The organism is Vibrio kyushuensis (genome assembly GCF_050337325.1).
GTDB classification, from domain to species: domain Bacteria; phylum Pseudomonadota; class Gammaproteobacteria; order Enterobacterales; family Vibrionaceae; genus Vibrio; species Vibrio kyushuensis.
In genome coordinates this window covers 262597-276302 of record NZ_JAKJSV010000002.1, presented here as the reverse complement: position 1 = coordinate 276302, position 13706 = coordinate 262597, and the positions used below count along the sequence as shown (strand labels likewise).

Genomic DNA, 13706 nt, shown 5'->3' with positions numbered 1-13706 from the left:
GTCTAGAACTCAAGTCTGATGTTAGAAATGTCACAGCAAACGAACTTTGAAAAGGTTGCTAAACTAAATGATGAGTCACAAAGCTGGCACTAAGCATTACCGAAAGCCAATACATATGATTGATAATCGTTATCAAAACCTTAACATTTGGCTCAAGTAGTAATAAAATCAATAGAATAATAGTTATCGTAAGGATACACCGTGAGCAAAGGCAGTTATGAAAAGCTCTCTCCTACAGAATTAGATTATGTTGATGACAAAACAGCTGCGCTACTTCTAAACACTCCGAGTAGCGCACGAGTCATGTTGTGGGTCATGATTCTTTTCTTCATCATCGCGATCGCATGGTCGTCATGGGCTGAAATTGACAAGGTAACCGTGGGCCAAGGGAAAGTCGTTCCTTCGTCTCAACTTCAGGTCATCCAGAACTTAGAAGGTGGCTTAGTTAAACAGATTCTCGTGCGAGAAGGGGACTTCGTAGAGGAAGGTCAGCAGCTATTACTGATTGATGATACTCGTTTTCGTTCCGATTTTCGCGAGCGCGAACAACAAGTCGCCAACCTAACCGCAAACGTTCTACAACTATCAGCATCGATGACTAGTGTTGTCATTAATGAAGATTTCGATGAAAGTAACTGGCGCACCAACGTTACCTTAAATTATGGGAAACTCGCCTTTCCACCTATCTTATCCGAAGCACAACCTAAATTGGTTGCAAGGCAAATTGCCGAGTACCGCCAAGATCTGAATAATTTGAGAAACCAAATATCCGTAATTGATCAACAAGTCACTCAGAAACTTCAAGATTTAGTCGAAATTCAAGCTCGAGTTAAAAACCTCAAAAGAGGCTACAGCTTTGCCCTAAAAGAACTCGAAATTACACGTCCTCTCGCAGATGAAGGTGTCGTTCCTAAAATCGAATTACTAAAGTTAGAACGTCAAGTGAATGATACTCGTCGTGAAATGACGTCAAGTGAATTAAAAGTGCCCGTTTTACGGTCTGCTATTAGAGAATCTATGCTCAGTCGAATTGATGCCGCGCAGAAATTTCGTTCTGAGCAGCAGGAAAAGCTCAATCAAGCACAGGATAAACTCTCTTCAATTACCGAATCAACGATTGGGCTTGAAGATAGAGTTAATCGAACTGTTGTTATATCCCCAGTGAATGGCACGGTTAAAACTCTGTACGTTAATACCGTTGGTGGGGTAATACAGCCAGGGATGGACATTGTCGAGATTGTTCCAGCTGAAGATACTTTGCTAGTAGAAGCTCAAATAGCGCCACAAGATATTGCTTTTTTACGCCCAGACTTGGTAGCGATCGTAAAATTTAGTGCTTATGATTTTACCAAGTATGGTGGACTAGAAGGCTCACTTGAACATATCAGTGCTGATACAACCCAAGATGAAGAAGGTAATAGTTATTACCTTGTGCGAGTACGAACTGAACATACGGGTCTTGGGGAAGATGATTCATTGCCCATAATCCCTGGTATGACAGCCTCTGTTGATATCATTACAGGTAAGCGAACTGTCATGAATTATCTACTAAAACCTATATTAGGTGCTAAAGAAAACGCATTAAAAGAATGACAACAATTCATATTCTAAAGGATCAGAAATGCTGAAATTGATCGCCCTAGTGCACCTAAATACTTTGACGCACTTGTAGTCATGTATAAATACTGCCTTGTATTACTACTGGTACTTTTTACTTCAACTAGCTCTGTTGCTCTAAATACTAGAGAGCAACAGTGGGTAGATGCCGTAAGTCGTACATATGGCGAAAGAGGCGGAAAAAGAGTCGAAACATGGCGCAAACAGATCGCAATTTTTCATGGATTACCCGAACGAGATCAATTAACAGAGGTGAATCGATTTTTTAACCAACTCAATTTTGTTAATGACATTCACCTCTGGGGAAAAAAAGACTACTGGGCGACACCACTAGAGTTTTTGGGAAGTAACGCAGGAGATTGTGAAGACTTCACAATCGCGAAATATTTTTCCCTCCTTGAGCTAGGTGTTTCAGATAAAAAGCTTCGATTAGTTTATGTTAAAGCTATCGAACTAAATCAGTTTCATATGGTTTTAGCGTACTACTCTACACCAAGTGCTGAACCAGTCATTTTAGACAATATAAACGGACAGATTAAACCAGCTTCACAACGAAAAGATCTACTACCAATATACAGTTTCAACGGTAAGAACTTATGGCTGATGAAATCGAAAAAAGGCCAGTTGGCTGGCAAATCCTCTCGCTTGAGCTTATGGAACGACCTAAGAGCAAGAGAACGATCACTAAAACTTAACAAACCTATTGTTAGTTACGATGAGTAAGCAACATGACACTATATAAACAGCTTGTCGCGGGTATGATTGCGGTATTTATTATGCTGATGGCATCAGTATTTATTATCGAGTTCAATACCACACGAGATAACCTAGAGCAGCAGCAACGCTCTGAAGTCAATAACACGATCAACACGGTTGGGTTAGCACTTGCGCCTTATCTTGAAGATAAGGACACCGTTGCGGTTGAGTCGGTAATTAATGCCCTTTTCGATGGCAGTAGCTACGCTGTTGTTAGGTTAATCTTCCTAGACTCTGGGGAAGAGATTCTACGCTCTTACCCTGTTAAACCCAGCGATGTTCCTACGTGGTTTACCGATTTACATCTTTTTCAGCGTATCCACGATCGACGCGTTGTAACCAGTGGTTGGATGCAATTGGCGGAAGTTGAAATTGTTAGTCACCCTGGGGGAGCATACAGTCAACTCTGGATTGCTCTCAAACGCTTGGTTATCGCCTTCAGCATGATTTTTACCATTGGTCTTGTGTCAATCGCCTTTATTCTTAAACGCGCGTTAAGACCACTGCAGCTCATTGTAGAGAAGATGGAACAAGTCGCTAAGAACCAATTTGGCGAACCGCTTCCAAGACCAGCCACTAAAGATCTTATCTATGTCGTTGATGGGATCAACCGAATGTCGGCCCAAGTCGAAAAAGCATTCCAAGCTCAAGCAAAGGAAGCACAACAATTACGAGAACGCGCATATATCGATCCTGTGTCTAAACTCGGTAACCGCGCCTACTATATGAACCAGCTGAACGCTTGGCTAAATGAAAATTCAAGTGGTGGGGTTGCTATCCTTGAAGCTGGGTTTATCAAAGAACTGTATGATGAGAAAGGTTATGAATCTGGCGATGGCATGGTTCAGCAATTAGCCGATCATCTAAAGATTTCAATCTCATTCCCTAACCTCACCATTGCTCGTATCTCGACAGAAGAGTTTGGTTTTATTTTCCCTAACATGGACGACAGTGAACTTAAAATTGTCGCTGATAGCTTGCTAAGCTATGTCCAAGATATCAATTCTGACCCAACGGGAACCGCTGCTCTTAACTTGTCACTGGGCGTTGTTCACACTAAAGAATCGAAATCGTCTACTGAGATTTTGAGTTTGCTTGATAATGCACTCGCTAACGCCAAATCAAACCCGGAAATCGCCTACGGGTACGTTTCGAGCGACAGCAGTAAAAACCTCATGGGTAAACAACAGTGGAAAGCATTGGTTGACGAAGCCATTCACAATAACCTTTTCCAATTCCGCTTTCAGGCAGCCAACAATAGCTGGGGACAAACCTATCACCGAGAAGTCTTTTCTTCCATTGAAAAAGATGGCGAACGATTTAGTGCCAACCAATATCTATTTGCTCTTGAGCAGCTAAACGCAAGCCACATCTTTGATGAATTCGTCATTACAGCAATGATAGATAAGCTTGAAAACAAAGAACTTGTCGACCCTATAGCGATCAACATTTCGCAATCTAGTATCGCTCAACCAAGCTTCATTCGTTGGATAGGACAAAAACTGGCTAAACACGAATCTGTGGCTGACAAGCTACATTTCGAGATCCCAGAAACATGTTTCAACACCTCACCACACCATACGGCTCTGTTTTGTAATGCCGTTCGTAATGCTGGTTCTGAATTTGGTGTAGATAACTACGGACGAAACTTCCAATCTCTTGATTATATTAATGAGTTCAGACCAGCCTATGTGAAGCTTGATTACCTATTCACTCACCATTTAGATGATGAAAAACAGAAATTCACTTTAACCTCAATCTCTCGAACTGCCCATAACCTTGGCATTAAGACCATCGCGTCTAGAGTAGAGACGCAAACACAGCTCGACTTCTTGTCTGAGCACTTTATTGAAGTTTTCCAAGGCTTTATTGTCGATAAATAACATTGAAGGTTTAACTGAATGCAGGACCCGCTACTCAATTCGCTCATTTATGTGAGCCGCTATTATGGATTAGCAAACTCCCCTGAAGCGTTGATCAATGGATTGCCGTTATCAGAAGGGAAATTAACACCCTTTTTATTTCCACGCTCAGCAGAGCGTGCTGGCCTCGTCGCAAAAGAAAATCGAGCTGAACTTAACGAAATCCCCGACCTTATCCTCCCAGTTGTTTTGCTTCTTAAAGGTGGCGACGCCTGTGTATTGAACAGCATCAATGCTGATAACAAAGAAGCAGAGATCGTAACGGGCGAATCAGGGCTTGTTCCCATTGTCATTTCGTTGGAGGATCTGGAGACCCAATTTACTGGTCGATACTTTCTAGTCAAAAAGCAATTTCGTTATGATGAGCGATCACCAGAAGTATTAAAAACACGTGAAGGACACTGGTTTTGGGGAACAATTTGGCAATCAAAGAAGATTTATCGCGATGTTCTCATCGCTTCAATTCTGATTAATATCTTCGCTGTTGCAGCCCCTATGTTTACTCGTTTAGTGTACGACAAAGTCGTCCCTAACTTGGCCTTTGAGACGCTCTGGGTTCTGGCGAGTGGTATTTTCGTTATCTTCTTATTTGACCTTACATTAAAGCTACTTCGTAGTTATTTCATTGATGTTGCAGGGAAAAAATCCGACATCCTGATATCTTCGAAGCTATTTAGTAAAGTTCTTGGCATCCGTATGGAATCTAAGCCACCATCTGTTGGTGCATTTGCTCGGCATTTACAAGAGTTTGAATCAATACGAGAGTTCTTCACTTCAGCGACTATTTCGTCTTTAATTGATCTTCCTTTTTCATTGCTGTTTTTGGTACTTATCTGGTTAATGGCCGGTGATATCGTTTATGTTCCTATCGTTGGTGTACTAATTCTCGTTATTTACTCACTGCTTATTCAAGGGCCACTTCGTCGAGCCATTGAAGAGGGATCTCGTCTCGCCTCTCAAAAATATGCCAACCTGATAGAAAGCATCTCGGGGCTTGAAACCGTCAAGCTTTTCGGTGCGCAAAGTCAATTCCAATATCGCTGGGAAGAGGCGGTTGCTCACATGGCGAATTGGAATATTAAGAGTAAACGCATTACCGATGGTATTCAAAATACCGCCGGATTTGTTCAGCAAGCCTCTAACGTTGGAATGATTATCGTCGGTGTTTATTTAATTGCAGAAGGCGAACTGACAATGGGTGGACTCATCGCTGCAACCATGCTTAGTGGACGAGCCATTGGCCCGATGGTTCAGCTCTCTTTACTGTCAACCCGTTATAACCAAGCTAAATCTTCAATGACTATTATTGAACAAGTCATGCAAATGCCCGATGAACAAGAAGAAGGAAAGCGATACATACACAGGCCAATTGTTCAGGGAAAAATCGAATTAGACCGTGTGACATTTAGTTATCCTGATTCACCCGTAGCTTCAATACGTGATCTTAGCCTTTCCATTAATCCAGGTGAGAAGGTAGCGATTATAGGTCGTATTGGCTCAGGAAAAACCACTCTCGAGCGTCTGATCATGGGTTTATATCAGCCTACAGAAGGCAGCGTGAGAATTGATGATACGGATATAAAGCAACTGCACCACATCGATATCAGGCGAAACATTGGCTGTGTCCCACAAGACAGTAACCTATTTTATGGATCTATTCGGGATAACATCACGCTTGGTCGTCCTCTTGCAGATGATAGAGACGTTATGGACGCGGCCAATCGCGCGGGTGTAACGGTCTTTACTCAGCAAGATCCTGCAGGTTTAGAGCGCCAAGTTGGTGAAGGTGGTTTATTGCTGTCTGGTGGTCAACGCCAAGCCGTTGCAATCGCTCGGGCCATTTTAGGACGACCTCCAGTACTCCTTCTAGATGAACCGACTAGTGCAATGGACAACCGTTCAGAAATGCACATCAAACATCAGTTAGGTCAAATGACCGAAAAAGAAACCTTAATTCTAATCACTCATAAGACATCTATGCTCGATATCGTTGACAGAGTTATCGTGATGGAAAAAGGGAGTATTATTGCCGATGGGCCAAAGAACCAAGTACTTACAAACTTAAAACAAGGCAAGGTTCGAACCGCTACGAGTTAATCCTCTAGCGATACTTTCCGTTCGTTGTAGTAGCAATGACATATGCACAATCAAATTTAGTTTATAGTGCCAAAGTTCTTCTACTCCTAAATACAAAAAGCTCTGCTAATTAGCAGAGCTTTCTTTTTACTACCGATATCAATTAAACAATATCGAGTATGACGAATTATCTATTAATTGGTTGCACAATCCGCAACACCAACTTCTTTCCAAACGCCCCACTCTCCTGATTTAGAAGGATCTTCACCAGTTGTCCACCATTTCGCTTCGTACACTTTCCCAGCCCAAGAAGCTTGTTGGCCACCGGTATAAACCGCGCCTGTTTCCCAAAGGTTGGTACAAGCACCACCTCCTGACGACGTTTTCAGAACCAATACATTCGCTAATGCATCAGAACTTAATGCCCCGTCACTAACTGATACAGAGAAGCTTAACGTTGTATCTTGAGTGTATTCCGCCGCCACAAAACTCACTGTAGCACCGTCTATTGTTGCACCTAACGACGCTGGTACAGTCCACGAGTACGTTAGAATATCACCTTCCGCATCGGTTGAGCCTGATGCATCGATCACAACAACATCACCTGCGTTAACTTGTGATGGCGCGGTTACGGCTGCAACAGGTGCTGTATTAACAGGGCCGGTATCAACTGGGTTAACGGTCACAACTACCGTATCACTCGCTGTAGCACCTTCGTTGTCTGTCACTGTTAAAGTGAATGTAAGAGTTTCAGATTGAGTCACTTCTAAAGCGTCAAAACTTGCTAATGCTGAAGTAGCATTAATCAAAGACACAGCCGTACCAGAAGCTTGCTCCCAAAAGTAGCTAGTGATTGTTCCGTCAGTATCTTTTGAAGCACTGCCATCTAAAGAAACGGTAGCGGGGCCAACAACAATTTGGTCAACACCTGCACTCGCAGTCGGCTTACGATTAACAGGATCAGTAGTACCACCCGCCAATCCTTCATGCATAGCATTTAAAATATCACCGTTATCCGCATCTATTTCCCAAGAGAATAACCCTGCTAAGCCTAAGCTTCGAACATAAGCACCTTTTGCTTTAACTGAGCGGTCGTCATCAAAGGTGATCAGTTTTCCAGATGTTGGGTTCCAAACCCAAGCCGCTTCTGCTTGTTCATCATAGCCATACTCAAACCCATTAACCCCCGCGTTATTTGCGCCCAGCATATGAGTTTTCACGCCTTTATAATCAATAACGCCATCTTCCCAAACACCTTGTGCTGTTGTGCCAGTTAACTTGCCATTACCAACACCTGTCATAGGATCAGCAGGATCAGTCAGTGACTCTGGCATCACGCCTTCCCAACCACGACCGTACATTGCCGTACCTAAAACCAACTTGTTAGCTGGTACACCTTGCGCTAATAGTAATTGAATGCCGTTATCAGCAGTATAAGCAGGACCTTTATACTGCTCACCCGTTTCATCAAGGCCTGAGCCATCACACTGACCTGGACGCATAAAGCTACCGCAATTAAGTGCAGTCTGGTGCCCTAAAACATTGTTCCAACCGCCGTAAAAGTCGTACGTCATGGCAAAGATGTAGTTCATGTATTGAACCGCATCTGCATAATTCACATCTTCAATCTTGTCGTGCCCAACACCAATCGCCGATGTCAGTTCATAAGTACGGCCTGTTGCCGCCTCAAGCTCATCTAACATAGCTCGTAGCTCTTGCATCAAAGCAACATAAGCTGGACCATCATTAACTGGGTCACCAAGATCCGCTGCTGCGCCGCCACCGCCAGGAAATTCCCAGTCAATATCTACGCCATCATAAAACTTCCACGTTTTTAGGAATTTCTGAACTGATGCGACAAACGTATCTCTGTTTGTTTTTACGGTGAAATCAAAAAACGGGTCAGATAATGTCCAGCCACCAATTGATGGGATAATTTTTAGGTCTGGATTACGCTGCTTCATCGCCATCATCATTGCGTAATTGCCTTTAATTGGCGTGCTGTATTCATGCCCAGCTTGCGTAAAGCTCTTTTGGAATGCCGCCCAAGGGTCATGAATAACCACTTCGTAGTCGTTGACTCCCTTACATGCTGTCATTAATGCGTTATAGCTATTACCACCAACAGATTTTACAGACTCGTTGGGGCCACAAATAGGAATAAACCCATACAAAATATGGGTTAAGTTATCGACAGGAATATTGTCTACAGTGTAATCACGTCCATAGATGCCCCACTCAACAAAATAGGTACCAACAACTGTATTTGGATCGGTATTATAAGTTTTATTATTTGTGTCAATGTTCATTGCAAGTGGCGCTAAGTGTGCACCATCAGTATCTGCGATAGTGATCTCTACTGCGCTACTTTTGCTACAACTGGTCGCATCACAGGCTTCGATCTCCATCTGAAATAAACCGCCCGTTGGGTATTTAAAGTTTGCCGCAGTTTGGCCTCCTGAAATTGGCCCTGTCGCAACTTGTACACCATCAAAGTAGATTTTGTACGTGTCGCCAGTCTCACCACTCCACTGGTTAAACTTAACAGTAATATCAGCCTCATCATGGTAGGTCACCATTTGGTTGTAACCAGATGTTGTTTCCATCGCCAATTCTATTTTCGAAAACTGTAGGTTATTCGATCCATAGACGTCGACACTAGGTGCTGTAGGAGCAGCGATCGCAAAGCCAGATAGGCTCATCGCGACACTCGCTGCACAGATAGTTATACGATTCATATCGTTATCGTTCCTTGAATATTTCAATAAAGTTGTGGGCACTATTTTTATTGCTCAATTTTATGCGTGTGCCAGCACATTCTGTTCCCAATGTGGGAATTGAAGAACATCAACCTTAGTATTCGAGAAACTTATTTATTAGTGCAAAAAAATAAACTCACTTTCGAGTCATGAATAAAAAATAAACAATTGTTAGCAATATGTTGCATCTCAAAAGTAATACTGAGTCAATATTTAATAAAAATGGCAGAATGAAGTGGAAAAAACATCTATACGTGCTACAGCCCTTTGTTCAAAGGGTAACTAAAGGGCTGAATTAGGTTAGATAAACTCACTTATATTGAGGAAAATTTTGCAGTAAAGTGCCGTAACACTGGTGGTTCATATTCAAACTTAAGCCCTTTTAATTGGCCCGCTGTTTTTGCAAGTTCAATGATTGCGTCGGCAATATAGTCCATGTGGTCATTAGTGTAGACTCGCCTCGGAATAGTTAATCTCATTAGCTCTAGTTCTGCCGTTTTTTGTTCTCCTGTACTAGGGTCACGACCTAGCAGTAGAGAGCCTATTTCCACCGCTCTTATCCCCGCTTCAAGGTATAACGCATTGCAAAGAACTTGCGCTGGAAATTGCTCTGGTGGGATATGAGGTAAAATTTTAGCTGCATCAACGAATACAGCGTGTCCACCCGTGGGATCCTGAATTGGAATTCCAGCCTCTTTTAAGCGTTCACCCAAATAGGCGACTTGGCTAATGCGGTAATGTAAGTAATCTTCATCTGCTCCCTCATACATCCCCCGAGCAAGGGCTTCCATATCTCTTCCAGCCATACCGCCATACGTCACGAAACCCTCCATGGGTACACAACGAATTCTCACTGCTTGGAACAGCTCTTCATGATCCCGAATACAGCAAAGACCACCGATATTGACTAACGGATCTTTTTTCGCGGACATGGTCAGCATATCGCCGTATTGGTACATTTCTCGAATGATCTCTAAGATGCTTGTATCTTGATAGCCCTCCTCTCTTTGCTTAATGAAATAGGCATTTTCACAATAACGCGCAGAATCAATGACCACGGGGATATCATAATGGGTTGCGATTTTATACACGGCCCGCATGTTCTCCATTGAAACCGGTTGGCCACCTGAACTGTTGCACGTTACCGTGGTTATAATGGCGCAAATATTTTCAGATCCGTATTGTCGAATCGTCGCTTCAAGTTTTTCTAAATTGAAGTTTCCCTTCCAATCGTATGGAACATCAGTGTTAAAGGCCTCTTCCGTTAGAACATTTATTGCTTTGCCACCGTTTAGTTCAATGTGACCTGCGGTCGTATCAAAGTGGTAGTTAGAGATAAATACCGGATTATCACCGCCTCTGACATGACGCATGCGTTCAATAAGAGCCGGAAACAATATCTGCTCAGCCCCTCTACCTTGATGAGCAGGAACCGTTAACTTATAGCGGAAAAAGTGCTCAACGGCATCGCACAAGTGGTAGTAATTTCGGCTGCCAGCATACGATTCATCTCCCATCATCAAACCTGCCCATTGATGGTCGCTCATGGCGCCAGTACCAGAGTCCGTGAGTAAGTCGATATAGACATCATCACTACGAAGAGAAAAAGGGTTAAGACCCGCCTCTTCTAACGCGGATTTTCTATCTTCAAATGTGGTCATTTTGATGGGTTCAACCATCTTGATTCGAAATGGTTCCGGAATTCGTTTCATGAGAACTTCCTTTCTATGCAATTCATACAAATAACACTGTATAAGCTACGTGCTGAGAACAGTTACCTTTGACGGTTCAGTTAATGCTTAGATACGCTGACGTATCGATAGAAAAGAAGTTATAGGATCTGTTTATTTAGAAGGGACAAGCAATAATCAAGGTTATACCAAGGCAGTAACTGTGGCGTGCTGTCGAGCTTACAATACGTCCTCATGACTCTGCCTCTTTGATTGCGTGTAATTCCATTACATTGACTATAGCTCATAATACAAGCACATCGAATGTCTCAAGCTTAGAACAATCAGTCACATCAATAATCAGCAAAAAACTTTCAGACTTCTCACATTGCTCTATTGCCTTTAGCTCCGTTACTAGGCAATCTCATGAGGTCAATTTTGAGCTTCACGCTAGGAAAATTTAATGAAACTAATAAAAACAATCTCCTGTACTTGCGCACTCCTCATTAGCCAATCTGTCTTTGCTGATGTCACAATTAATATTCCAGACAGTATCGATCTATACACGGCAAACGGTGAAAAGCCTGAGTTATCAGGTGGTTTTTTCTCCTCTACAAAAACATTAACGCTGCCAAATGGTGAAAACCAGATCGCATTTCGACACAACGTTTACTTTGATAAGAGTAACGACCGCATTACGGTAGAAGGCGACACCATCATTGCTAAATTTGATGCCCAAGATGAAGAGCTAACATTCTCTCTTCCGACATTCCGTAATGAAAGGGAAGCACAAGCGCAGATCAAAGATCTTGATTGGGCTCTTGTTAATACATCGGAGCAATCCATTGAAGTAAAACAAGATAAGTTGATGAAAGACGGTATGCAAATTGGTCGCGATTACCAACGTGAAGTCGAAGACTACAACCGAGCTGGCGGTATTGCTGCAATTACAGCAATGGGGGTTGCTATACCTGTGACTCTGCCCGAGCCTGTTCCGGTACAATTACCTGAAAAATCAGGGTCAGCAGACACAGCAGAAGAGATGCTTCACTTTTGGTATGACAAAGCAGATGAAGAGACCAAAGCTCGCTTCAAAGCTCACATAAACAAATAGCCTGTACTAGCACCTATTCAGCCATGCAGTTTAACAATTTGACTGCATGGCACTTATTGAATTCATCTACTTTTTCTTTCACCTTCATGCTTTTTATCTACCCCCAGCTTTCACAATTCCGCTCTAAACTAATGGTCACATAATTGAGAGTTTGCTAGCGTCATAACTAACCCTAGCTGCGAATGAGCCCCTTACTGTGTTTACCTACACCATAGATGACCAACTAAAAATTGCCTTAGTGCAGGAGTCTTTTGCGACTTCTTATGCAAACCTTGTTCATGACCAAATTGAATACTTATCACAATGGCTCGCATGGCCGCCATTTTGCCAAACTGAACAAGATTTTCGTCTGTTTATTCAGCGGTCTTTACATGACTACGCAGAAGGAAAATCGATGACATGCGCTATTATTTTTGAAGGTAAAATCGTTGGTAATTGCAGCTTTAATAATATCGACCATTGCCTTAAAAAAGTAGAAGTGGGTTACTGGTTATCAAGAGGCGAACAAGGAAAAGGAATCATCACACGAGTCGTTCTTCAGTTGATTGATATTGCTTTTAATGAAATGGAAATGAAAAAGGTACAGCTCTCAGCAGCAACGGATAATCTTGCTAGCCGCGCCGTCGCTGAACGAGTGGGAATGACTCTAGAGGGGATAATAACCAATCAAGAAAAAATCGGGGATCGCCTTTTAGATCACGCGATTTATGGCTGTCGACAGGCGTGATATAAAGCTTATCGATGCTAGACATATGATAACTCTACTAGATGTCAGTACCCGACTCCCCTATTACATAGTGCTCAATAGCTCACATTGAGCACTACTGAATTACGCTTGAACGGTGTTCTCACCAACGCCATACGCAATTAAACGAGAAATTTCAGTCAGGCTACGGCCAGATTCAGCTTGCCAGTGATTGAAAGCACGTTGGATAGCCTCTAAGCTGCGTTTGCTATATAACCCACCCTCAATAAGGTTCTGAGCTCGAAAGTAGCTTTCAATATCTCTACTCAAAATAAAGGTATCTTTACCTAATTGACGCAATGCATAAGGCCCGGTATTTCCTCCTAAGCGTTGCCCATGCTTTTTGAGATAGAGCCAAAGACCAATAATATCTTCCTCGGGCCAGTTTGCGATGAACTGAGCAAAACTGCCATTTTCCCTTTGAATATTACGGATCATTTGAGCGTTGGCCGGTACTGTTTTAACCTTAGTAAAGTTGCGCACAATTCTTACATCTTGGCTTTTTCGCTCTAACATATCTGCGGGCATCAACAATAGCTTTTCGATATCAAACTCCCAAAACACCTCCTCAAATGCAGGCCACTTGTTGTGAATCACTCGCCATACAAAACCAGACTGAAAAATAGACTTGGTAAATTGAGCTAAGAAACGATCATCGGAAATGGTGGCCAACTGTGAATTACTCATTGGTTCAACTAGCAATGACTCTAGTGCGGCTTCACCCCCTTTACGTTGGGATGCACGATAATATATGTCGTCAAAGGGTTCGTATTTCATGAATGTTTACTAACTTATAATGAGAGAAAAAACAGATTACCTGACCTTCCACCAATTTTCCTTTAGTTTTTTCATATACACACCAAAGATAGCAATCAACATAGACGGGGTTATTTTTATGTTACGTCTAATTAAAATTAACAACCACTTCACCTGAATATAGTTTCAGTCACCCTTGTTCATTTAGTCATTCACTTTTTAGAAATAACTTTGCGTACACACTTTATATGTGATGAATATTTGTACATGCATCACATATATCTTTTAATT

The 13706-nt window shown here is 42.3% G+C and carries 9 protein-coding genes; 6 read left to right on the top strand and 3 right to left on the bottom strand.

Annotated elements, in window-relative coordinates; translation table 11 throughout:
• Window positions 1-201 precede the first annotated feature (201 nt).
• The 4 genes from L4D20_RS01240 to L4D20_RS01225 all read left to right on the top strand — a co-directional run bounded on the left by L4D20_RS01240 (window position 202) and on the right by L4D20_RS01225 (window position 6392).
• Window positions 202-1593 (top strand): HlyD family type I secretion periplasmic adaptor subunit, encoded by a 1392-nt coding sequence (locus L4D20_RS01240; RefSeq protein WP_428799745.1) that lies wholly within the window; start codon window positions 202-204, stop codon window positions 1591-1593.
• Between the two features lie 81 nt (window positions 1594-1674).
• On the top strand, window positions 1675-2340 hold the full coding sequence (locus L4D20_RS01235) for a transglutaminase-like cysteine peptidase (protein ID WP_428799744.1): 666 nt from the start codon (window positions 1675-1677) through the stop codon (window positions 2338-2340).
• Window positions 2341-2345: 5 nt separating this feature from the next.
• Window positions 2346-4256: a bifunctional diguanylate cyclase/phosphodiesterase gene (locus L4D20_RS01230; protein WP_428799743.1), complete on the top strand. Its 1911-nt coding sequence runs from the start codon at window positions 2346-2348 to the stop codon at window positions 4254-4256.
• A gap of 18 nt (window positions 4257-4274) precedes the next feature.
• Window positions 4275-6392, top strand: coding sequence for a type I secretion system permease/ATPase (locus L4D20_RS01225; RefSeq protein WP_428799742.1), 2118 nt, complete (start codon window positions 4275-4277; stop codon window positions 6390-6392).
• Between the two features lie 173 nt (window positions 6393-6565).
• On the opposite strand, the gene L4D20_RS01220 is transcribed toward L4D20_RS01225, so the two are convergent.
• Complete coding sequence (locus tag L4D20_RS01220; protein WP_428799741.1) at window positions 6566-9109, bottom strand: glycosyl hydrolase family 18 protein; 2544 nt, start codon at window positions 9107-9109, stop codon at window positions 6566-6568.
• A 335-nt stretch (window positions 9110-9444) separates the two neighbouring features.
• Window positions 9445-10842 carry a tryptophanase gene (locus L4D20_RS01215; protein WP_428799740.1) on the bottom strand — a complete coding sequence of 466 codons (1398 nt, stop codon included), beginning with the start codon at window positions 10840-10842 and terminating at the stop codon, window positions 9445-9447.
• Window positions 10843-11263: 421 nt separating this feature from the next.
• On the opposite strand from L4D20_RS01215, the gene L4D20_RS01210 reads away from it, so the two are divergent.
• Window positions 11264-11914, top strand: coding sequence for a DUF2057 family protein (locus tag L4D20_RS01210; protein ID WP_428799739.1), 651 nt, complete (start codon window positions 11264-11266; stop codon window positions 11912-11914).
• Window positions 11915-12110: 196 nt separating this feature from the next.
• The gene (locus tag L4D20_RS01205) at window positions 12111-12641 is read left to right on the top strand and encodes a GNAT family N-acetyltransferase (protein ID WP_428799738.1); all 531 of its coding nucleotides are present in this window, start codon (window positions 12111-12113) and stop codon (window positions 12639-12641) included.
• A gap of 102 nt (window positions 12642-12743) precedes the next feature.
• On the opposite strand, the gene L4D20_RS01200 is transcribed toward L4D20_RS01205, so the two are convergent.
• Complete coding sequence (locus L4D20_RS01200) at window positions 12744-13436, bottom strand: DNA-3-methyladenine glycosylase I (protein WP_428799737.1); 693 nt, start codon at window positions 13434-13436, stop codon at window positions 12744-12746.
• Window positions 13437-13706 lie beyond the last annotated feature (270 nt).

Excerpts from the sequence above, each read along its gene's own strand:
- L4D20_RS01235 (WP_428799744.1), top strand. The coding sequence starts at position 1,675 with ATGTATAAATACTGCCTTGTATTACTACTGGTACTTTTTACTTCAACT.
- L4D20_RS01225 (WP_428799742.1), top strand. The coding sequence starts at position 4,275 with ATGCAGGACCCGCTACTCAATTCGCTCATTTATGTGAGCCGCTATTAT.
- L4D20_RS01215 (WP_428799740.1), bottom strand. The coding sequence starts at position 10,842 with ATGAAACGAATTCCGGAACCATTTCGAATCAAGATGGTTGAACCCATC.
- L4D20_RS01230 (WP_428799743.1), top strand. The coding sequence starts at position 2,346 with ATGACACTATATAAACAGCTTGTCGCGGGTATGATTGCGGTATTTATT.
- L4D20_RS01200 (WP_428799737.1), bottom strand. The coding sequence starts at position 13,436 with ATGAAATACGAACCCTTTGACGACATATATTATCGTGCATCCCAACGT.
- L4D20_RS01220 (WP_428799741.1), bottom strand. The coding sequence starts at position 9,109 with ATGAATCGTATAACTATCTGTGCAGCGAGTGTCGCGATGAGCCTATCT.
- L4D20_RS01210 (WP_428799739.1), top strand. The coding sequence starts at position 11,264 with ATGAAACTAATAAAAACAATCTCCTGTACTTGCGCACTCCTCATTAGC.